The organism is Pseudarthrobacter sp. Y6, from assembly GCF_050156205.1.
Taxonomy (GTDB): Bacteria; Actinomycetota; Actinomycetes; order Actinomycetales; family Micrococcaceae; genus Arthrobacter.
This window is the reverse complement of the sequence record NZ_CP189574.1, coordinates 3690665-3712336: the sequence shown is the minus strand read 5'-3', so window position 1 is coordinate 3712336 and position 21672 is coordinate 3690665. Positions and strand designations below refer to the sequence as shown.

18 protein-coding genes and 1 tRNA gene are annotated in these 21672 nt (G+C 65.2%); 7 read left to right on the top strand and 12 right to left on the bottom strand.

The window, feature by feature from the left end:
* Positions 1–95: 95 nt before the first annotated feature.
* Together purD and ACQCSW_RS17805 are read left to right on the top strand one after the other, a co-directional pair.
* Positions 96–1412 (top strand): phosphoribosylamine--glycine ligase, encoded by a 1317-nt coding sequence (gene purD / locus ACQCSW_RS17810; protein ID WP_426990728.1) that lies wholly within the window; start codon positions 96–98, stop codon positions 1410–1412.
* Position 1413: 1 nt separating this feature from the next.
* A complete protein-coding gene (locus ACQCSW_RS17805) occupies positions 1414–2367 on the top strand; it encodes a phosphoribosylaminoimidazolesuccinocarboxamide synthase (protein ID WP_426987994.1) in 954 nt (317 codons plus the stop codon).
* A gap of 39 nt (positions 2368–2406) precedes the next feature.
* Here ACQCSW_RS17805 and ACQCSW_RS17800 read toward each other — a convergent pair whose 3' ends face one another.
* On the bottom strand, positions 2407–3681 hold the full coding sequence (locus ACQCSW_RS17800) for a helix-turn-helix domain-containing protein (protein WP_426987992.1): 1275 nt from the start codon (positions 3679–3681) through the stop codon (positions 2407–2409).
* Between the two features lie 132 nt (positions 3682–3813).
* On the opposite strand from ACQCSW_RS17800, the gene ACQCSW_RS17795 reads away from it, so the two are divergent.
* The gene (locus tag ACQCSW_RS17795; RefSeq protein WP_354251055.1) at positions 3814–4023 is read left to right on the top strand and encodes a hypothetical protein; all 210 of its coding nucleotides are present in this window, start codon (positions 3814–3816) and stop codon (positions 4021–4023) included.
* A 149-nt stretch (positions 4024–4172) separates the two neighbouring features.
* On the opposite strand, the gene ACQCSW_RS17790 is transcribed toward ACQCSW_RS17795, so the two are convergent.
* From ACQCSW_RS17790 to ACQCSW_RS17770, 5 genes are all read right to left on the bottom strand, one after another.
* A tRNA-Pro gene (locus ACQCSW_RS17790) sits at positions 4173–4249 on the bottom strand.
* Between the two features lie 103 nt (positions 4250–4352).
* Positions 4353–6257, bottom strand: coding sequence for an ABC transporter ATP-binding protein (locus ACQCSW_RS17785; protein WP_426987989.1), 1905 nt, complete (start codon positions 6255–6257; stop codon positions 4353–4355).
* Complete coding sequence (locus ACQCSW_RS17780) at positions 6254–8074, bottom strand: ABC transporter ATP-binding protein (protein WP_426987987.1); 1821 nt, start codon at positions 8072–8074, stop codon at positions 6254–6256. The genes ACQCSW_RS17785 and ACQCSW_RS17780 overlap by 4 nt, the downstream gene beginning before the upstream one ends.
* Positions 8075–8155: 81 nt before the next feature.
* The gene (locus ACQCSW_RS17775; protein ID WP_426987985.1) at positions 8156–9103 is read right to left on the bottom strand and encodes a metallophosphoesterase; all 948 of its coding nucleotides are present in this window, start codon (positions 9101–9103) and stop codon (positions 8156–8158) included.
* A gap of 6 nt (positions 9104–9109) precedes the next feature.
* On the bottom strand, positions 9110–11407 hold the full coding sequence (locus ACQCSW_RS17770; protein ID WP_426987983.1) for a transglycosylase domain-containing protein: 2298 nt from the start codon (positions 11405–11407) through the stop codon (positions 9110–9112).
* On the opposite strand from ACQCSW_RS17770, the gene ACQCSW_RS17765 reads away from it, so the two are divergent.
* From ACQCSW_RS17765 to ACQCSW_RS17755, 3 genes are read left to right on the top strand one after another with little or no spacing between them, the layout of a single operon-like run.
* The gene (locus ACQCSW_RS17765) at positions 11406–11561 is read left to right on the top strand and encodes a DUF4177 domain-containing protein (protein WP_099093395.1); all 156 of its coding nucleotides are present in this window, start codon (positions 11406–11408) and stop codon (positions 11559–11561) included. The two genes, ACQCSW_RS17770 and ACQCSW_RS17765, sit on opposite strands and share 2 nt — an antisense overlap.
* Before the next feature lie 2 nt (positions 11562–11563).
* Positions 11564–12121, top strand: a complete 558-nt coding sequence (locus tag ACQCSW_RS17760) for a RidA family protein (RefSeq protein WP_426987981.1) — start codon at positions 11564–11566, stop codon at positions 12119–12121.
* A gap of 17 nt (positions 12122–12138) precedes the next feature.
* Entirely contained in the window at positions 12139–13050 is a 912-nt protein-coding gene (locus ACQCSW_RS17755; RefSeq protein ID WP_426987979.1) for an NUDIX hydrolase, read from the top strand.
* Positions 13051–13204: 154 nt separating this feature from the next.
* Here the strand turns inward: ACQCSW_RS17755 and ACQCSW_RS17750 are convergent, their stop codons facing one another.
* On the bottom strand, positions 13205–13882 hold the full coding sequence (locus tag ACQCSW_RS17750) for a Crp/Fnr family transcriptional regulator (RefSeq protein ID WP_011693220.1): 678 nt from the start codon (positions 13880–13882) through the stop codon (positions 13205–13207).
* A 263-nt stretch (positions 13883–14145) separates the two neighbouring features.
* On the opposite strand from ACQCSW_RS17750, the gene ACQCSW_RS17745 reads away from it, so the two are divergent.
* Positions 14146–15330 carry a MarP family serine protease gene (locus ACQCSW_RS17745; protein WP_426987977.1) on the top strand — a complete coding sequence of 395 codons (1185 nt, stop codon included), beginning with the start codon at positions 14146–14148 and terminating at the stop codon, positions 15328–15330.
* Between the two features lie 28 nt (positions 15331–15358).
* Here the strand turns inward: ACQCSW_RS17745 and aroQ are convergent, their stop codons facing one another.
* The 5 genes from aroQ to ACQCSW_RS17720 form a co-directional block, all read right to left on the bottom strand.
* A complete protein-coding gene (gene aroQ, locus ACQCSW_RS17740; RefSeq protein WP_426987975.1) occupies positions 15359–15838 on the bottom strand; it encodes a type II 3-dehydroquinate dehydratase in 480 nt (159 codons plus the stop codon).
* A 123-nt stretch (positions 15839–15961) separates the two neighbouring features.
* Complete coding sequence (locus ACQCSW_RS17735; RefSeq protein WP_426987973.1) at positions 15962–18154, bottom strand: alpha-galactosidase; 2193 nt, start codon at positions 18152–18154, stop codon at positions 15962–15964.
* A gap of 96 nt (positions 18155–18250) precedes the next feature.
* Positions 18251–19594 (bottom strand): ABC transporter substrate-binding protein, encoded by a 1344-nt coding sequence (locus tag ACQCSW_RS17730; protein ID WP_426987971.1) that lies wholly within the window; start codon positions 19592–19594, stop codon positions 18251–18253.
* Between the two features lie 45 nt (positions 19595–19639).
* A complete protein-coding gene (locus tag ACQCSW_RS17725) occupies positions 19640–20587 on the bottom strand; it encodes a carbohydrate ABC transporter permease (RefSeq protein ID WP_354251044.1) in 948 nt (315 codons plus the stop codon).
* 11 nt (positions 20588–20598) lie between these two features.
* Positions 20599–21564 (bottom strand): sugar ABC transporter permease, encoded by a 966-nt coding sequence (locus ACQCSW_RS17720; protein WP_354251043.1) that lies wholly within the window; start codon positions 21562–21564, stop codon positions 20599–20601.
* Between the last annotated feature and the right edge of the window lie 108 nt (positions 21565–21672).

Genomic DNA, 21672 nt, shown 5'->3' with positions numbered 1-21672 from the left:
TCGTTGCGGCGGGCCGCAGGGATGGCCGGGCGAGGACAGAGCTTAGGACCACCCCCTTAGGAAAGGGCAGGGTGCACAAAGTACCCTTGGAGACTGTGAAGGTACTCGTCATTGGCCCTGGAGGCCGCGAACACGCCATTGTCCGCTCCCTGCTCGCCGACCCCAACGTTTCCGAGGTCCATGCAGCTCCCGGCAACGCCGGCATCAGCAAGCTGGTCCCCACCCACAACATTGACGGGAATGATCCCGATGCCGTCGCGGCGCTTGCCACCAAGCTCGGCGTGGACTTGGTGGTGGTGGGCCCCGAGGCTCCCCTTGCTGCCGGGGTGTCCGACGCCGTCCGCGACGCCGGCATTCCGGTCTTTGGCCCCAGCAAGGCCGCGGCCCAGCTGGAAGCCTCCAAAGCATTCGCCAAGGAAGTCATGGCGGAAGCGGGAGTCCCCACGGCCATGGCGATGGTGGCCACCAACGCCATGGAAGCCGCGGCGGCCGTGGACACCTTCGGCGCACCCTACGTGGTGAAGGACGACGGCCTCGCAGCCGGCAAGGGCGTGGTGGTTACCAACAACCGCGACGAAGCGCTGGCCCACGCGCAGACGTGCTTCGACGCCGGCGGAACCGTGGTGATCGAGGAATTCCTCGATGGCCCCGAGGTCTCCGTTTTTGTCCTGTGCGACGGCCGCAACACCGTGGCACTGTCCCCGGCGCAGGACTTCAAGCGCATCTTCGACAACGACGAAGGCCCCAACACCGGCGGCATGGGTGCGTACACCCCGCTGGAATGGGCTCCCGCCGGACTGGTCCAGGAGGTCATCGACCGGGTGGCCCAGCCCACGGTCAATGAGATGGCGAACCGCGGCACCCCGTTTGTGGGTGTGCTGTTTGTTGGTCTGGCGCTGACGACGCGCGGCACCCGCGTCATTGAATTCAACGTCCGCTTCGGCGACCCCGAGACGCAGGCCGTGCTGGCCCGGCTCAAAACCCCCCTCGGTGCGCTGCTGCTGGCAGCCGCCAAGGGCGAACTGGACAAGGCAGACGAGCTGCGCTGGTCCAAGGAGACGGCCGTCGCCGTCGTCGTCGCGTCCGAAAACTACCCGGACTCCCCGCGCACCGGTGACCGCATCCGCGGACTCAAGAAGGTGGATGAGCTCGACGGCGTGCACGTGATCCACGCGGGCACCGCGCTCGACGACGACGGCAAGGTGATCTCCGCCGGCGGCCGGGTGCTCGCCGTCGTTGCTCTCGGCAGCGACCTGGTGGAGGCCCGGGAACGGGCGTACGACGGCGTGGAGCTGGTTCAGCTGGACGGCTCCCAGTTCCGGACGGACATCGGCCGCAAAGCCGCCCGCGGCGAAATCAAGGTAACGGCCCTGGCCACCGGAGCGCTCCCTGTCACGAAGGCGAAGGCATAACATGACTGAGAACTCCGGTCAGGAACCACAGCAGCCCCGCGGCTTCAGCACGGAAACCCTGGACCTGCCAGGCTGGAAGCACGTTTACTCCGGCAAGGTACGCGACCTCTACGAACCGGCCGACGAAGCCATCCGCCAGCAGGTGGGCCAGGACTGCGTCCTGGTGGTGGCAAGCGACCGCATCAGCGCCTACGACCACGTACTGGCCAGCGAAATCCCGGACAAGGGCCGCATCCTCACGCAGCTGAGCCTGTGGTGGTTCGACCAGCTTGACGTGGTCCACCACGTGCTGGCGTCCACCGTGGAAGACGGCGTTCCCGCGGCCGTTGAAGGCCGCGCGATGATCTGCAGGAAGCTGGACATGTTCCCCGTGGAATGCATTGCCCGCGGCTACCTCACCGGCTCCGGACTGCTGGAGTACAAGGCCAGGGGGACGGTCTGCGAGATTCCGCTGCCGCCGGGCCTGGTGGACGGATCCCGGCTGGAGCAGGCGATCTTCACACCGTCTGCCAAGGCCGAGGTGGGCGAGCATGACGAGAACATCTCCTACAACGATGTTGTGGCCATGGTGGGGGACGACATCGCCGCACGCCTCAGCGAGCTGACCCTCAAGATCTACACGGGCGCCGAGAAGATCGCCCGCGAACGCGGCATCATCCTTGCCGACACCAAGGTGGAGTTCGGCTACGACGCCGTGTCCGGGGCCATCACCCTGGGCGATGAGGTCCTGACGCCGGATTCCTCGCGTTTCTGGGATGCGGCCACGTACGAGCCGGGCAAGGCGCAGCCTTCCTATGACAAGCAGTATGTGCGCGACTGGCTCACGTCGGCCGAATCGGGCTGGGACCGGTCCTCCGATGTGCCACCGCCCGCCCTGCCGGCAGACATTGTGGCCCGGACCCGTAGCCGCTACGTCGAGGCCTACGAAAAAATCACCGGCCGGACGTTCGCCTAGGAAACCCGTGACGGGCCCGGCTTCCGGCCGGGCCCGATCCTAGCTTGCCTTGGCGTTTTTCGCTGCTGCGGCGGCCCGCTGCTGGGCAAGCCTGATCTCAAGGACCGCGTCAAGTGCCTGCTGGACTCGGTCCGAGGCTCCCGCGGCACTGAAGGCCTTCTGCGCTTCTTCGAGGTAGACCAGGGCTTCGTCGGACTCGCCGGCGGCTTTCAGCGACTTGCCCAGCAGGAGTGAAACTTCCCCTGCCGTGTGCCTGGCCAGCGCCCCGGATTCCGCGTGGATCTCCCGGAGCTTGTTGATGGCAGCCACGATGTCGCCGGTGAGATACAGCCAGCGGGCGCGGATGAACGCAACTTCCAGCTCGTCGCTCTTGTTGCCGCCCACAATGGACAGCGCCAGCTCGGCGCGCTCGATGCTGGAAAGTGTTTCCGGTTCTACGATTCCGGAGGACAGCCGGACGGCGGCCGAGGCCTTGTTGAAACGGGCCCAGAGATCGATGTCATTGGCGGGCGACAGCATCCGGGCGGCGCGCTCGTGGTACCTGATGCCCTCGGGGTAATCGTGCCGCATAAAGGCCACGTTGCCGATCACCCAGGCAACCTCACCGGCGAGCTGGGACATGGAGTGCTCGTCCATCTGGTCATTCATGGCCTGGCAGTATTTCCAGGCCTCGTCCAGGCGGCCGCTCTCCGCCAGCCCGCCGATCAGCGCACGGTAGGCGCCGATGATCAGGGTGGATCCGTTGGGCAGCTGGCCGCACAGTTGTACGGCCACCAGCGCATGCTCCACGGCGGTACTCAGCTGGCCCTGTCCCTGGCAGATAGCGGCGAGCATCTGACGGGCACGGACGGCGAGGCCGGCAGACTCCGTGGCCATCGGGTGCTCCAGGAGGTGCTGCATGATCTTCTGGCATTCCTGCCAGTTGCCCTGTTTGATCAGGCATTCGGCCTGCATGTAGGTCATGTTCCACCACGCGCTGGTGTTCTTGCCCTCCAAGGCTATCTGGGCCGCGGTGGCCGCGTGGGTGGCGGCCAGCGGGTAGTCCCTGAGGTCCCAGGCCTGGCGTGCGTAGAGACCGGCCAGGACGTACTCGGCGTCGCTGACTGTGATGGGTTGGCTCCAGGCTTCCAGCGCCTTGGGCGCCAGCTCCAGCCTGCGGGCGAGCTCCTCGATCACTTCGGCCGTCGGCTCACGGCGGCCGGTTTCGAGGAGGGAGATATAACTGGGGGAATACAGGTCCTTGCCCAGTTCGGCCTGTGTCAGCCCACGTTCGAGACGCTCCGCCCGGAGCTTCTCCCCGAATCCGTTGCCCACGGGATTTCCTCCTAATTCTGGACAGTCTTTGTACTCAATGCTTGACAGTCCCTGTGGAAAACATTTTACAATGTATGTCAACAAGGACAGTGCTGACTTTGTAACGAATCCGACTCGTATTGAGGAACTTATATGTTGAAGAAGATTGCGGCCGCTGGCGTACTCGCTGCGGCCTTGGCATTTTCTGCGGCGGCTCCGGCTGTCCTGTCGGCAGGTTCCATCGCCGACACCACCGGCGTGTCCGTAGCCGTTGGCAACTGGCCCGATCCCATGTCCAAGCCCGTCAAGGACAAGGACAAGACCTACACCACCACCGTGGGCAACTGGCCGGACCCGATGTAAGGAATCCTCTCAGGAGGCGCGGCCCCGGGGCATGGTCATCATGCCTCGGGGCTATTTCTTTGCCCGGGCACTTGACCATTCTCTGTCCGGCTACTTGACAGCCGGGAGACACAAAAGAGGGCCTCCCCTGGGGGAGACCCTCTTTCAATTGGTCGGGATGACAGGATTTGAACCTGCGACCTCGTCGTCCCGAACGACGCGCGCTACCAAGCTGCGCCACATCCCGATCCGCTGCAAAAGCAACTTTACAAGGATAGCCGACGCCGGGCCCGGATGCGAAATCGGCGGCCGCGGGGGGAACCAAATGCCGGGAAAGCCGACCGCGCAGGTCAGACGAGGGAGTCCTTCCAGGCGCCATGGAGGTCTGCGAAGCGTCCGCCACCGCCGATGAGTTCTGCAGGGGTGCCGTCCTCGACCACGCGGCCGTCGTGGACCACCAGCACGCGGTCGGCAGTTTCGACGGTGGAGAGGCGGTGCGCGATGATCAGCGCAGTCCGGCCGCCGCCCGCAGCAGCAGAGCCCGGCGCCGCATCAGAGCCCGGGGCACCTGCTGAACCCGCCGCGCCTGCCGAAGTGTCGGCGTCGGACGTTGCCCGCAGAAGGCGCGCCAGGCCGCTCTGGACGAGCCGCTCAGAGGGGATATCCAGCGACGAGGTGGCCTCGTCCAGGATCAGGACCGCCGGCCGGGCCAGGAACGCCCGGGCGAAGCTGATCAGCTGCCGTTGCCCGGAGGACACCCGGCCGCCGCGCTTGTTGACATCGGTGTCATAGCCCTCGGGGAGTTCGGTAATGAACTCGTGGGCGCCCACGGCCCCGGCAGCATCCTCGATTTCCGAACGGGTTGCCTCCGGCCGGCCCAGGGCAATGTTGTCCGCCACGGAGCCACTGAACAGGAACGCCTCTTGCGTGACCATCACGATGTTCCGGCGCAGGTCCGTGGTGGTCAGGTTGCGCAGGTCCACTCCGTCCAGCGTCAGGGAGCCGGAGGAGACGTCGTAGAAGCGGGCGATCAGCTTCGCCAGGGTCGACTTGCCGGCGCCCGTTTGCCCCACCAGGGCCACGGTCTGGCCGGCGGGAATGTGCAGGTCCATGGTGGGGATGACCACCGGGCCGTCGCCGTAGCGGAACTCCACACCCTTGAAATCGATGGTGCCCCGGGCATCGCGGAGTGCCACAGGGTTTTTGGGCGGGCGGACCGTGGGAACCTCCTCCAGCAGGCCGGAGACCTTCTCCAAGGCCGCCTGGGCACTCTGGAAGGAGTTGTAGAACATGGCCATCTGGTCCACCGGCTGGAAGAAGCGCTTAGTGGAAAGGATCAGCGCCAGCAGGACGCCCACGGCAAGGTCCCCGCTAAGGACCCGGAACCCGCCGAACAGGAGCACCACGGCCACGCAGACGTTGCCGATCAGCACCAGGCCGGGCTGGAAGATGCCGTTGAGGTTGATGGAGCGCACTGTGACCAGACGGTAGTCCTCGGACAACTGGCCGTACTTCGCGGCGTTCTCGTTTTCCTTGCGGAAAGCCTTCACGGCGCGGATCCCGGTCATGGTCTCCACAAAGTGCACAATCAAACGGGCGGAGACAACGCGGGACTCCCGGAATGCGATCTGGGAGTGCTTCTGGTACCAGCGCGACAGGAAATACATGGGGACGCCCGCGGCCAGCACGATCAGCCCGCTGCGCCAGTCCAGGGCAAACACCGTGACAGCCGTGAAGACCATGAACAGCAGGCCCGAGGCCAGGGAGCTGACACCGGAGTCGAGGAGTTCCCGCAGCGCTTCCAGGTCCGAGGTTTGCCGGGCAATGATCCGGCCGGACGTGTACTTTTCGTGGAATTCCAGGCTCAGGCGCTGGGTGTGCCGGAAGACCCGGACGCGCAGGTCCAGCAGCATCGACTGGCTGAGCCGCGCGGTGGAGGTGACGTACAGGGCGGTAAGTCCCGCCGTCGCGATCGCCGCGAGGAGGTAGGCGACGCCGGTGAACACGAGCGGGAGGTTATCGCCCGCCTGTAGCGCAGGGAGCGCGTGGTCGATGCCGAACGCGATCAGTGCGGGCCCGGCCACGCGCGCGGCCTGGGACAGCACCACGGTGGCGATGGTCAGCCAGAACCTGAGCCGCACCGGACGGATCAGTGTGGCCAAAAGGGCGAGCGACCGCCGTCGTACGGTTTTGCTGTCCGCCTTGCTGAGGTGGGTGTTGTCCTCGTTGGCGGTGCCGAAGGTTGCGTTGCTCATCGGATGCTGTCCTTTGACTCTGCGTCTGCCTCTTCCTCAAGCTCCGACAGTTCCGAATCCAGGTCCCGTGGTTCCTGGTCCAGGCTGGCGATGACATAGCGGTAATGGGGGTTGCGGGCCAGGAGTTCGGTGTGGGTTCCGACCGCGGCGATCCGGCCTTCCTCGAGCAGCGCCACCCGGTCGGCCAGCGCCACGGTGGACGGGCGGTGGGCGACGATCAGCGTGGTGGTGTCCTTCAGGACCGCGCGGAGCCGGGTTTCCACGAGCTCCTCGGTGTGCACGTCCAGGGCGGACAGCGGGTCGTCCAGCACCAGGACCCGGGGCCGCGCAGCGATGGCCCGGGCAAGGGCAATCCGCTGCCGCTGCCCGCCGGACAGGCTCAGGCCCTCCTCGCCGATGAGGGTGTCCACGCCCTCCGGCAGCGAATACGCGAACTGCGCCTGCGCCACATCCAGCGCTTCGTCCAGGGCTGCCTCGGTCCGGTCCGGCGCCCCGAGGAGCACATTGTCGCGGACGGAATTGGAGAACAGCGTGGTGTCCTCGAACGCGACGCCCACCACGCGCCGGAGCCCGTCGACGTCGAACTCGCGCAGGTCCACGCCGTCGATGGTGATGGAACCGTCGGTGACGTCGTACAGGCGCGGGACCAGCTGGATCAGTGCGCTCTTACCGCTGCCTGTGATGCCCACCAGTGCCATTGTTTCGCCCGGCCGGACATCCAGGGTGATCTCTTTGAGGATGGGCTTGTCCGGTGCGTCCTCGAACGCGAACGTGGCGTTGTTGAAGCTGAGCGCGCCCTTGAGCTGCGTTGGGGTGCGCGGCTCCTGGGGACTGGTGATGGTGTTGACCGAATCCATGACCTCGAAGTGGCGGTCGACGGCGGATTTGGCGGTGAGTGCCATGGCCAGCAGCATGCCGGAGAATTCCACCGGCGCCGCGATGACCGCGGCGGTGGCGAAGAAGGCCACCAGGGCGCCAATGCTCAGTTGGCCGCTGGCGCAGAGCATGACGCCCACCACCAGCCCTCCGCCGAGCGCGAGTTCGGGCAGAAGGGTAACCACCATGGTGAAAGTGGCCTGGTGCTTCGCCTTCACGATCTCGGTCTGGCGGAGTTCCTCGGCCTGCTCGTTGAAGTTCTCCAGGGCCTCGCGGCTGCGGCCGAAGGCCTTCAGGACGCGGATGCCGTGGACGGATTCCTCCACCGTGGTGGCGAGGTCGCCGGCCTGGTCCTGGCTCCGCCGCGCAACCTTGCTGAAGCGGGTCCGGAACCGGAATCCGTACGCCATGATGGGCACCGCTGCGGCCAGGAAGATCAGGGCCAGCTGCCAGCTCATGGAGAACATGACCACAATGCCGATGACTACAGTGAGCGTGGTGACCACCAGCATGATGGCACCGAAAGCCATCCAGCGGCGGAGGAAGTTCAGGTCCGTCATGGCGCGCGACAGCAGTTGGCCGGAGCCCCAGCGGTCGTGGAAAGACACGGTCAGGTCCTGCAGGTGCCCGTACAGCGAGACCCTCATCCGGGTTTCCACAGTGGTGGCCGGGTTGATCACAAACTGCCGGCGGAGGGCCACGAGTCCCGCCTCGGCGATGCCCAGGATCAGGATTACGACGGCGGCAGTCCAGACGGCGTCTGACGCGCCACCGGGTTTGAGGGACTCATTTACGAGGACCCGCAGCACCTGCGGGATGGTCAGCGCGACGAGGCTGGCCAGAAGTGCGCAGAGTAGCCCCATCACGAGCCGGGGGATGATCGGCCTCACATGAGGATAAAGACGGCTGATGGATCTGAAAAATGAGGTCTGCTTGGCCATGCCCGCTTCTCAAGCTCTAAATCGAATGTAGTTTCCCTTAGCAACTACCCTATGCCATGGCGTGAGCCGTTTCACACGTACTTATTCGCGGGAGGTGAGCGTCAGCAGGACAGCCTCGGGTTTGCAGGCGATACGGATGGGAGCGAACCGGGAGGTGCCGATGCCGCCCGAGACGTTGACCGGCGTCGTACGTCCATTGCTTTCCCAGTTGTTGAGTCCCTTGGCCCGCCAAGTGGGAAGGTCGCAGTTGGCCACCAGGGCGCCGTAGCCGGGGATGCAGAGCTGGCCGCCGTGGGTGTGGCCCGCCAGCAGCAGGTCCGCGCCGTCCTGTGTGAAGTGGTCCAGGACCCGCTGGTAGGGGGCGTGGATGACCGCAACCCGGAGGTGCGCGTTCTTGTCCTGGTCACGGGTGCCGCGGGGCCAGCCCGCGTAGCGCTCCCGGCCCAAGTGCGGATCGTCCACGCCGGAGAAGTCGAAACGGATCCCTTTCAACACCACCGACTGATGCCGGTTGGTGAGGTCCACCCAGCCGCCCATGCCGAAGCCCGACCGCAGCCGCGGCCAGTCCAGTTCGATGGGTTTGGGCTCGGGCTTGGATGGGCTCAGCAGGTAGGAGGCGGGGTTTTTGAAGCTCGGGCCGTAGTAGTCGTTGGACCCCGGGACGAATACGCCGGGAAATTCCAGGAGCGGGCGCAGTGCCTTGAGCAGGGGCTCCACCGCCTTGACGTGGCTGAGGTTGTCCCCGGTGTTGACCACCAGGTCCGGCTCCAGCGACGCCAGCGACTCAAGCCAACGTGCCTTGGTGTCCTGGCCCGGGACGAAGTGGATGTCGCTCAGGTGCAGGACGCGGAAGGGCGCGTGGCCTGCCGGCAGGATGGGCAGGGTCTCCTCGCGCAGGACAAACTGGTTCTTCTCCCACAGCCCGTACCCGAAGGCGGCGAGACCCGCTGCAGTACCCGCGGCAGCGGTGACGGCAAAGCCGCGCCCGATGTTCCGGACGCGGCTTGCCAAAGCCTGGCTGACTGGCATGGGTGGCTAGTTCTTCTTCTCGCTGTTGCCGGGTGCGGACGGCTGCGGGGCCGGGGCTGTGGCAGGCGCGGTGGCCTGCGTTGACGGAGTAGTCCGGGCAGGCGTTCCGTTCACCATGTTGGTGGGCGGGGCCGGGAACGGGTTGGTGCCGTACGCCGGAGCGACCTGTGCCATGTACTTTGAGAACATGGGACCGGCGATCATGTAACCGTCGATCGACTCATAGCGCTTTCCGTTGATCGTCAGGTTCCGGCCGAACCGGAGCTGGTCACCCAGCGGGTCACCGAACCAGGCCGCGGTGGCTACACCGGTGGTGTAACCGACCACCCAGGTGGAGCCGTTGGTGTCGTTGGTGCCGGTCTTGGCTGCCACCGGGAAGTTGGTCTTGGTGGAGAGCCGCGGTTGGATGAGGGAGCCGGAACCCGCATTCAGGACTTCCTGCATGGCATACGCCACGCCGCGGGCGACCTCCGGTTTGACGGCATCACGGCAGCTCGTGGCCTGGGCCGGGAGCTGTGCGCCGGTCTGGTCCGTGACAGACGTGATGGCGATGGGCTCGCAGTACTTGCCGTCGTTGGCGAACGTGGCAAACGCGGAGGCCATGGTCAGCGGGGCGGTCTGCGTGGAGCCGATCAGGTTGGCCAGCGTGGTCATCTTGACCGGCGGGTGGGGATCGTCACCCGAAGGCAGGCCACCGTGGATCCCCACGGCGTCCACGATCTTCTGGATGCCGCAGAGGTCAACCTGTGCTGCCGAGGCGAAGGTGGCCGTGTTGATCGAGTTCATCAGGCCGTACAGGACCGTCATGTTCCGATAGTGCACATCGTCGGAGTTCTGCAGGTCGAAGCTGTCGGGAATCCTGGCGTCGTACCAGCCCACGGTGGGTTCCGGGCAGGTGTTCTTCCAGGGGAAGTTCTGCGGGTACTTTCGCACGGCCGCGTTGATGTTGGTGTTCATGGACTTGCCCTCGTTCAGCCATTCGGCGAACGTGAAGGGCTTCATGGTGGAGCCGGGCTGGAATCCGCCCAGGCCGTTGAGGTCGTTGCCGTCCTTGTCCAACTTGTCCACGTTGAAGTTCTGCGACTGGTTGAACTTGCCTTCGGTGGGCAGGAACGAGGTGTTTTGCGCCATGTTCAGGATCTTGCCGGTGTTGGGCTGCACGGAGACGATGGACGCGCCCCAATTGTCCGGATTGACGCCGGCGGCCGCATCCGACTCAGCTTGGGCAACGTTTTGGGCGTTGACGTCCAGCGTGGTGGTGATGGTCAGGCCGCCGCGAAGGATCTTCTGCTCGCGCTCTTTCGGGTCCGCGCCGTAGGCCGGGTTGTTCAGCAGCAGGTGAAGCACGTAGTCGCAGAAATAGGGTGCCGTGGTGGCGTACGCGCAGCCCTGGCGAGAGGGCGTGACCTTCGGCTCCACCGGGGTGGCCACGGCGGCGTCGTGATCGGCCTGGGTGATCTTTCGCTGGTCCAGCATGAGGCCCAGCACCAGGTCGCGGCGCTGTTTGGCGTTCTCCGGGTTGGTGACGGGATCAAACGCTGACGGGCTGTTGACGAGCCCCGCAAGGAGTGCTGCCTGCGGGAGGGTCAGATCCTTGGCCGTGGTGCTGAAGAAGAGTTTGGACGCGGCCTCGATGCCGTAGGCGTCACGGTTGAAGAAGACGATGTTGAGGTAACCCTCGAGGATCTGCTCCTTGGAGAATTCCTTCTCCAGGGCGATCGCGAGCTTCATTTCGCGAAGCTTGTCTCCCACGCCCTTGTTAACACCATTGAGCTTGATGTCGTCAGTGTTTCCCTCGGCGGCGAGGTTGGCGTTGAGTACGTTGTTCACATACTGCTGGGTGATGGTGGAGGCACCCTGTTTGTTGCCGCGGGCCGTGCTGACCATGGCGCGGAGGATGCCGGTGGTATCCACACCGCCATGGACGTAGAACCGGCTGTCCTCGACAGCGATGATGGCTTCCTTCATGAACGGCGAAATCTGGTCGAGGGCAACCTTGGTCCGGTTTTCCTCGTAGAGGTTCGCGATCAGGCTGCCGTCCGCGGCGAGGATCCGGGTGGACTGGCTGGGCGGGTCCACCTGCAGCTCTGCCGGGAGGGTATCGAAGAACTCGATAGAACCGCTTGCCGCACTGCCCGAAACAGCGGCGGCCGGGACAAGCAGGCCGGCCACCAGGACACCACAAATCGCGCTCACACCAAGGAAGCCAAAGATCTTTCCGAGGGTAGTGGCCGTGTCGAAAATGGGGTTCTTACGAGTCACCATGTTTTCCACTTTACCGGCAACGACTAGTCTTTCTTTCATGACCAAATGGGAGTACGCCACGATTCCGCTCATTATTCACGCCACCAAGCAGATCCTGGATCAGTGGGGAGAGGACGGCTGGGAGCTCGTCCAGGTCATCACCGGACCTGACGGCAACGGCCTGGTTGCCTACCTCAAGAGGGAGAAGCAGTAGCAATGAGCACCCCCGCAGAGACAACGTCCGGCCCTGTAACCACGCCGGAAAACGCGTCTGATTCAGCCCCGGTTTCCGCCGTCGAGCAGCGCCTCGCCGAGCTGGGACTGACCCTCCCCGAGGTGGCCGCGCCCGTCGCCGCCTACGTCCCGGCCGTCATCACCGGCAGCCATGTTTACACCTCCGGCCAGCTGCCGTTTATTAATGGCAAACTCGAAGCAACCGGCAAGGTCTCCACCGGCACAGAGGGATTCTCCGACGAGCCCACCGTGTCGCCGGAGGACGCCAAGGCCTACGCGGCTGTCTGCGCCATCAACGCGCTGGCGGCCATCAAGAGCGTCATCGGCGATCTGGACCGCATCACCCGCATCGTCAAGGTGGTGGGCTTCGTGTCCTCCGATCCGGCCTTCACCGGACAGCCCGGCGTCATCAACGGTGCGTCCGAGCTCCTCGGCCAGGTCTTTGGTGACGCAGGCCGGCACGCCCGTTCCGCCGTCGGCGTGTCGGTTCTTCCGCTCGACTCTCCCGTAGAGGTCGAACTGATCGCTGAATTCAGCTAAGGACCCGGTTCACTCAATTGCCTCAGCTCGCCCGACGCTTGTTTGCTCTTCCTCCGGATCTTGAAGGGGCTGCCCAAAGCTGGCTCGAACACGGCGAGCGGACCCCGCGTGCCGCCCGGTACGCATCGTCCGTGGTGCTTCTGCGGGACTCGCCCACCGGCCTGGAGACGTGGCTGGGTTACCGGCCGGGCTCCTCGCCGCTGGGCGTCCTCGCGTTCCCCGGAGGTTCCCTGGAGGCGTCCGACGACGACGCCGTCAGCTGGCTGGGCCCCTCACCCCAGCATTGGGCCGAGCAGATGGGGACGGACGACGTCGGGCTGGCGCGCCGCCACGTGGTGGGCGCCATCCGCGAGCTGTTTGAGGAAACCGGCGTGCTCCTGGCCGGGCCGGACATGTCCACCACCGTGGAAGGCACGTCTACGCACGACTGGATGCGTGCGCGTGTGGCCGTCGCCGACCAGGAGAAGACTTTCACGGAGCTGCTCGCCAAGCGGGGACTCTCGCTGCGGACCGACCTGCTGAAGCCGCTCGTCAACTGGCGCAGCCCCGACTTCGCGCACCGCCGCTTCGACACCCGCTATTTCGCGGCCACCGTCCCTATGAACCAGCAGCCCAGCCTGTTGGAGAGCAAAGGCGTCTGGGGCCGCTGGGTGTGCGCCACCCAGGCCATCGCCGCGCGCAGCACCACTGCCCTGGGCGATGAAGTGGGCCAGGAGAACACCGTGGGCCTCACCCTCGGCCAGCTCCTGGTGCCGGGCTCGGAGATCATGCTCGAGAAGATGGCCGCCGCGAACGGCTGCATCGCCTACCTCAGCTACAAACGCAAACCCCACGTGTACCAGGCACGGCTCGTCGAAGAAGAGGGCACGCTTATGCTCGAAGTCGAGGCCGCCAAAACCGTAGCCGGAGACCCCCAGCGCGAACGCTAGGCCGCGCCTCGAAAACAGAGATCCTCGGCGTGCTGCTCCTTCGTCGCTCTGACGCACGCTGCCGGATCCCCATTTCCGATCCGCTTTCGGCACACAAACAGAAGGCCGGCACCGATTCCTCGGGCCGGCCTTCCGTGTGCGGAGCTGCAGGGGTTTAGCGGGAGCGCTGGCGGAGGCGCTGCATGTCCAGGATCACTACGGCACGGGCCTCGAGGCGGAGCCAGCCGCGCTGGACGAACTCTGCCAGGGCCTTGTTGACCGTCTCGCGGGAGGCGCCTACCAGCTGGGCCAGCTCTTCCTGGGTGAGCTCGTGGGCTACCAGGACGCCGTCCGTTGCCGGGCGGCCGAAGCGGTCGGCCAGATCGAGCAGGGCCTTGGCCACGCGGCCGGGGACGTCGGAAAACACCAGGTCCGAGAGCGAATCGTTGGTGCGGCGCAGGCGACGGGCCAGGGCCTGCAGCAGCTGAGCCGAAACCTCGGGGCGCGTCCGCAGCAGGGCGTTGAGGCTTTCGTTCTTCAGGCCCGCCAGGCGGGTTTCGGAGACGGCCGTGGCCGTGGCCGTGCGGGGGCTGGGGTCAAAGAGTGCCATTTCGCCGAACAGTTCACCCGGGCCCAGGATGGCGAGCAGGGACTCCCTGCCATCGGGGGACGTGCGGCCCAGCTTCACCTTGCCGGAGACGATGAAGTAGAGCTGGTCGCCCTGGTCGCCCTCGCGGAATACCGATGCACCACGGGAGAGGTCCACCTCGGTCAGCTCATCCGTCAGCAGTCGGAATGCTTCGTCGTCGAGCGTGGCAAATAGGGGTGCTCGGCGCAGTACCTCGATGTCCATGAAATCTCCTGAATAAAAAGTGTCGGCTGTGGCGCTTTTGCCATTGTTTCAGAATTTTCAAGGTTCTGTGACGTACTTGGCAGCGGAAACGCCGCTGACAGTGTGTAATGCGGGCACGATCCGGTACCCGGCCGCGCCCGGGGTGTGATTTTCACGACCGAACGTGATGCGAACCCGGCCGAATGGGCGGGGGACTGGCGCCCACAGAACAATGTCAGCCTGCGCCACTAGAATTGGGTCTCAACCGTACTAGAGGAGCGTCAGTGTTTGGCTTGACTGTTCTGGACCTGGCGCTGATCCTGGCCCTGCTGTCTTACCTGATCTATGGCCTGCGCAACGGCTTCCTGGTCACCCTCGGCGGTATCGCCGGCTTTGCCGCGGGCGCCGTGGCTGCATTCTTTGCCGTTCCACTGGTCAGCGGCTTCGTGGACGACTCCGGCTGGAGGCTGACGGCCATCGTGGCCGCCGCCGTCGTACTGATGGCCTTGGGCCATGGCATCGGGACCATGATCGGGCGCAAAATCCGCGGCGCCGTGCGGATCAAGCCGCTGCGTGCTGTGGACCGGCTGGTGGGCGGGGCCGTGAATGTGGTGGTCTCGGCGCTGGTGATGTCCATGCTCGCTTTCAGCGTCAGCGCCCTGGGCGTTCCGTTTGTGTCCCAGCAACTGGCCGAGTCCAAAGTCATCGGGTACATCGATGGGCTGACTCCTGCCCCGTTGAAGACCACCATGGCCCAGCTGCGGTCCACCGTGATCGGCAACGGAATCCCCACGCTGCTTGAAGGCCTGGACCAGGGACAGCAAGTGGCGGTGCCCAATGCCAGCACCGATACGCTGGCGCTGAACCGGGCCGCGCAGTCAGTCCTGAAAATTGCCGGAACCGCCTACCAATGCGGCCAGAACCAGACCGGCACCGGCTTTGTGGTTTCCCCGGGCAGGGTTGTGACCAATGCCCATGTTGTGGCGGGCGTGTCGCAGCCGGTGGTTGAAGTTCCCGACGGCGGCGCGATGCCCGGGCAGGTGGTGTACTTCGACACCAGGCACGACCTCGCCGTCCTGGCCGTGGACGGGCTGCCTTCCGAACCGCTCACGCTGACGTCCGATCTCCCGAACGGCAGCGCTGCCGCCTTCGCGGGGTATCCCCACGGTGGTCCGTTCAAGTCAAACCCCGCCACCGTCCAGGACATCACCTCGGTTCTGGTACCCGATATCTACGGCGAAAACCCGGCCCCGGAAGAGATCTACCGCCTGGCCGGCGACGTCCAGCCCGGGAACTCGGGCGGCCCGCTGCTGACCATGGAGGGCCTGGTGGCCGGCGTCATTTTCGCTAAGGCAACCTCGGACACCGAAATGGGCTTCGCCATCACCATGGATGACCTGTTCCCGGTCGCGTCGCAGGCAGCAAGCCTCAGCGCTCCCGTCTCCTCCGGGCAGTGCATCAAGAAGTAGCCGGGTCCGCCTGAGCCACGCGGCCGGGCTACAGCGCTTCGGCCAGGTAATCGATGGCGAGCTTGTACCCGAAGACCCCGGCGCCCACGATCACCGCGGCGCATACAGGGGACAGGAACGAGTGGTGCCGGAATTCCTCACGCTGGTGCACGTTGGTGATGTGGACCTCGACGGCGGGCAGCTGCACCGCTGCCAGGGCGTCGCGCAGGGCCACGGAGGTGTGGGTGAAGGCGCCGGCGTTCAGCACAATCCCGACGGCGGTGCCGCGGGCTGCGTGGATGACGTCCAGGAGCACGCCCTCATGGTTGGACTGCACGCATTCCACCGTGAAACCGTGGGCCTGCGCCGAGGTGGCTGCCAGCTGTTCCACGTCCGCGAGGGTGGAGGTTCCATACTTCTCCGGTTCGCGGGTGCCCAGCAGATTGAGGTTGGGGCCGTTGATCACGAGGATGGTGCCGCGCCCGGCAGCGGACGCAGATGCGGAGTCAGGGGAGGAAACGTCAGTCATGGCTCCAATCTACCTGTCGGATTCTGCACCATCATTCGACCCGGGCGATTCCACTTGGCCGGTTTTCCGGCGGCCGTGGACTGCGGCAGGTGAATGATGGTGCAGAATCCGTCGCAAGGGACTCTAGAGTGCCGTGAACCTCAGGACCAGGGCGTGTTCCGGGTTGAGGATGGGCATCGGCAGGCCCACTTCGGCCAGGAAGCGGCCACCGGCAACCGCTCCGTCTGCCAGCCAGGCCGGCGGCTGGACCTGGGTGAACGTGTGGGCGTAGTCAGCGTCTCCGGGTGCCGGGAAGATGGCTTCTACGCGGTAGGTGCGGTCAGGCTCCAACCCGGGGATGGTGATCCGGCCGGTCTGCTCAGCGAACCCGGTACGGGTGCTGACCAGGGCGAACAGGGCCGCCGTCGTGCCCTGTGAGGCGCCGCTGGGGCCCACCACGCCGTGCAGCATCAGGGAATCGCCGGGGACGTCCGCGCGGACCATGCGCCCGGAGTGGATCAGGCCGCGGTGCTCCTTGTAGAGGGCGATGAAGCGTTTGAGTTCCTCGCGCTCGGCGCCCCGGACCCCGCGGACATCCCACTCCATGCCGAAGTGGCCGAACAGCGCCGTGATGGCGCGGAAGGACAGATCGTGTGTTCGAGCCGTGGTGTGCGAGGCGGTGGGACCGACGTGACCGCCCACGAGCTCCGGTGGGACTACCAGCCCGGTCCAGCGCTGGATAGTCTGCCGTTCGAGCGCGTCGTTGCAGTCCGAGGCCCAGATGCGGTCGGTGCGTTCCAGGATGCCCAGGTCCACCCGCGCGCCGCCGGAGGAGCAGCTTTCAATTTCGACGCCGGGATGGGCCTTCTTGAGTTCGTCAAAGAGCCGGTAGGCGGCCAGGGTCTGTTCGTGGACCGAGGAGCGGCCGGCGTGGCCATGCTCCAGCTGGTCCCGGTTCTGGTCCCACTTGAGGTAGCTGATGTTGTTCTCGCGCAGCAGGGCGTCGACGCGGTCGAAAATGTACTGCCACGCGTCAGGGTTCACGAGGTCGATCACATGCTGGTTCCGCCATTCAATCGGCAGGCGGCCGCCGTCCTTGTAGCTCTGGACCGAAGGACCAACAATCCATTCGGGGTGCGCGCGGACAATGTCGGAGTCCAGGTTGACCATTTCCGGTTCCACCCAGAGCCCGAATTCCATCCCGCGCGACGTCACGGCATCGATCAGGGGCGTGAGGCCGTCGGGCCAGAGTGATTCGTCCACGTACCAGTCGCCCAGGCCGGCGTGGTCGTCGCGGCGGCCGCGGAACCAGCCGTCGTCGAGCACAAATCGCTCCACGCCCAGTTCGGCGGCGGAGTCAGCCAGCTCGATCAGGGTGGACAGGCTGTGGTCGAAGTAGACCGCTTCCCAGGTGTTGAGCACCACGGGGCGGGGCTTGCCCGGGTGGGTAGCCGCACCGGCTGCAGGGAGTACGTGGTGCGGGCGGGACCGGAACCAGCTGTAGAACGCCTCGCTGATGCCGTCCAGGCCGCGGTCCGAGTACGCGGCAAAGAGCGCCGGTGTGGTGTAGCTGGCGCCGGGTGCGAGGATGACCTCGGCCGGGCCGAGGAGCTCGGAGCCGCCGATCATGGTGCGGCCGTCGCCGATGCTGTCGGCGAACTGTTCGTGGTTGCCGCTCCAGGCCAGGTGCGTGGCCCAGACCTTCCCGTGGCGGTTCCCGAACCCGGCGGTGCCGGCGGCCAAGAGCAGCGAGGAGTCGTGTCCGGTGCGGCCGTGCCGGCCGGTGCGGACCCAGGTGCCCTGCTGGATGGGGCGGCGCTGCGGGTGGCGTTCCCGGCACCAGCGCCCGGTCAGGTCAAGGAGCTCGACGGCGTCCGGCGCCACCGGGAGGGTGGTGGCCAGCTCGTCGAGCTGATAGCGCGTGGCGCCGTCGTTGGTGAGGGTGTGTCGCAGCTCCAGCAGGCCGCCGTCGTGCAGTGTCAGTGCGGACGAGACGGTGAGGCCGGCGTCGGAATCGGCCTGGACGATGATGGCGGAGTTGCCCTCGGCGCTTGCTGTCACGGCGCGGAGGCGGGCCGAAAAGTCAAGGCCGGAGACGCCGTCGGCGACGCGGTGGCCGCGGAGGGCGGGACGGCCGCGCCAGCTGGACGATGCCTGCGGCAGGAGGCCGGCGGGCACGGTGGCGTCGATGGCGGAGTGGGGGATCGGTTCGCCGAGGATGGCGAGGTCCGGCAGGGTGCTGCCAAGATCCGCGCCCCAGTGGATGACCTCGGCCTCCCCGCTGTCGAAGCTCATCACCAGACTGGTGCCGGCGGAACGGAGGTGCAGGGGGTCCATGAATACTGTCCTTCTAAAGGGTGGGAGTAAGAAAAAACTAGGCTGTGCGCCGCGGGAACACAATGCCCGCGGCGCACAGCCGGTCAAGCTGGTGGCCTACTTGAAGAGGGCGTTGACCTGTTCGTTGGCATCGCTGAGGGAGCTGACCGGCTTCTTGCCGGAGAGGACTGCGTCCATGGCCGGCTTCATGATGCCCTCGACCTTGGCTGCTTTGTCCGCGATCGGGAGGAGGAACGTGGTGTCGTCCTTGACGTGGGTGGTGAAGGCGCTGACGTCAACGCTCTTGGCCTCGAACGCCTTGGCCGCGAGCTCGGAGGAGGAGGTGATGGCGGGGAACACGACTGCTTTGGACGCCACTACGTCCTGGCATTTTGCCGAGGCGAGGTATTCGACCCATTTGATGGAGGCTGCCGGGTTCTTGGTTCCGGCCCAGATGGAGTCGGCCAGGCCGTTGAACATGGACGCGCGCTTGCGGTCGGGTCCCTTGGGTGTGGGGGCGATGCCTGTTTCCACTCCCTTGTAGCTGGTGTACTGGCCGATCATCCAGGAGCCGTTAGTGTTGATGGCGGCCTTGCCGGCACCGAAGTTATCAGTCACGCTGGCACCCACGGTGGTTTCGAGCTTGGGCATGTAGCCCTTGTCCACGAGTCCGGTCCACCAGGCAATAGTTTCCTGGAACTTGGGGTCGTCGTAGTTGAAGTCCTTGCCCCACGGGTTCTTGTCGGTGTGGGTCCAGCCCATGGTGGCGCTGAGGAAGCTCCACTGGGTCTGTCCGGTGCCGGCGCCGGAGTTTTCCAGGCCCAATCCATAGACCGCGACGTTGTTCTTGTCGAAGCCGGACTCGTCGCCGCGGACACCGTTCTTGTCCACGGTCAGGTGCGCGATGGCCTTTTCGTAGCTGCCGCCGTCGGATGGGTTCCAGTCGAGGCCCTTGAGCTGCGCTTCCGTGTAGCCGGCATCAGCGACGAGCTTCTTGTTGTAGAACATCGCGACGGTGTCCCAGTCCTTGGGCAGACCGTAGCGTTTGCCATCTTCGGTGACCCACAGATCCGCGAGGCCTTTGTTGTAGATGTCCAGGTCGAGTTTGTCGTTCTTGACGGCGTCGTCCAGGGCGAGGAGCTGCTTCTTGGAGGCGAACTCGGGGTATTTGGCCAGGTGGTCAGTGAAGACGTCCGGCGCGGTGCCGGCGACGAAGCCGTTGGTCAGGGTGGTCCAGTAGTCGTCCCAGCCGCGCTGGGTGACTTTGACCTTGATGTCCGGGTTGGCCTTGGTGAAGTCGTCGGCGCACTGCTGGTAAGCGGGGAGCTGGTTGGCGTCCCAGAGCCAGTAGTTGATCTCGCCTTTGGCCTCGGTGGAGGTCGGAGCGGGTGCGCCGCAGGCGGAGAGGGACAGGGCGATGGCAGCAGCAGCAGCAGCGGCGATGCCAAGGGTTTTTTTCATGGTGGACCTTTCGAGGGTGTTACGGGGGAGGAGTGAAGCGAGGGGTTATTTGATGCCGGAGAAGCCGATGGAGTTCACTACCTTTTTGCCGAAGGCGATGAAGAGGATCAGGACGGGCAGGGCGGCGATGAGGGTGGCGGCCATCAGGCCGGACCAGTCGGGGGCGCCTTGGGGGGACTGGGATTTGAAGACGCCCAGTCCGACGGTGAGGACCCGGACGGATTCGTCCTGGCCTACGAGCAGTGGCCAGAAGTATTCGTTCCAGGTGCCGATGAAGGTCAGCAGCGCCAGGGTGGCCATGGGGGCGCCGGCGTTGGGCAGCACGATCTTGAAGAAGATGCGGAACTTGCTGGCGCCGTCGAGCATGGCGGCTTCCTCGACTTCCCGGGACATGGAGAGGAAGAACTGGCGCAGGAAGAAGATCGCGAAGGGGGTCATGAACAGGAAGGGCAGGATGATGCCGGCGTAGGTGTTCAGGAGTCCGAGGTTCTTGATCATCAGGAAATTGGGGAGGGCGGTGAAGATCGGCGGGACCATCATGGTGGCCAGGAACAGGGCGAAGACTTTCTCCCGGCCGGGCCAGCGCAGCCTTGAGAAGGCGTAGGCGGCCATGGAGCTGAAGAACACCTGTCCGGCGGTGACCAGGGTGGAGACGATGATGGAACTGCGCAGGTACCACCAGAAGTTGATGGCAGCTCCGGAGCCGCCTTCGGCGATGGCTTCTTCAGGGGTTTGCAGGCCCAGGACGCGTTTGAAGGCGCCCCAGCTGAAGTCGGCCGGCAGGAGGTTGCCGGCGTTCGCGGCGAGGGAATGGTTGCTGGAGAGGGCGGTGCGGAGCATCCACAGGAACGGGGCGATGGTGACGACCAGCGCGATGGCTACCAGGGTCCAGGCCCCGGCGCGTCGCCAGTTGAACGGCTTGCGGGGCTTGATGATGATGGCGGTGAGGGCGGGGGCGGCCGGGTCGTGGCGGGACGGAGTCGAAGTGGTCATGGCGGGGGTCCTTAGTCCAGGTCCGATTCGTTGCCCTTGAGGAACTTCATTTGAACGAAGGCGACCAGGGCGAGGATGACGAAGAGAATGACAGAGAGTGCGGAGGCGTACCCGAAGTCCGACTCGGTGAAGGCTTTCTGGTAGATATACATCTGGATGACGCGGGAGGCGTTGATGGGTCCACCGGCGGTGGTGACGGCCACGGTGTCGAACACCTGGAACGAACCGATGACGGTGACCACCAGGACGAGTACCAGGACCGGGCGCAGCAGCGGCATGGTGATGGACCAGAACGTCCTTGTCGGCGATGCCCCGTCCAGGGAGGCGACCTCGTAGACGTGGCTGGGGATCGACTGCAGTCCGGCGAAGATCAGCAGGGCGGTGTAGCCCATGTGGCGCCACACGTTCACGAATGCGATGGTGGGAATGGCCCACTGCTCGCTGCCGAAGAACGCGATGCGGGGCCCGCCCAGCCAGCTGATGATTTCGTTGACGATGCCCAGCTGGTAGTCGAGCATCCAGAACCAAAGGAGGGCGACGATCACGTTGGCCACCAGGAACGGCAGCAGCAGGGCGCCCCGGATGAACGTGGATTTCGCGACCCGGTGCATCAGCAGCGCCAGGCCCAGGGCAATGACGGTCTGGAAACCGATGTTCAGTGCCACGTACTGCAGGGTCACGCTCATGGCGTTCCAGAACAGTTCATCAGCGAAAATCGCAGTGTAGTTCTTGATCCCGATCCAGGTCGGATCACCCAAGATGCTGTACTCGGTGAAGCTGAGGTAAACACCCCGGATCGTGGGGATCAGGAAAAACGCCACGAAGCCGATCATCGCCGGGAAGATAAACACCATCGCGATCCTCAGATCGCCCATCCGGTGCGTGAGGCTCTTCTTCCGGGTACTCCCGGTCCTTCCTGCCTTGGACCGTGCCGCCCGGCCTGCCGGGTCCCGTTGCTGCTTGGTAAGGGTGGTCATCTTCGACCCTTTCCTGACTGTGATGTGGGTAACAACTGATGAGAAATCTACACGAGTAGATTGAAGCTGGCAAGTGTCTATTTTTCTTTTATTCCTAAAGGGATTCAT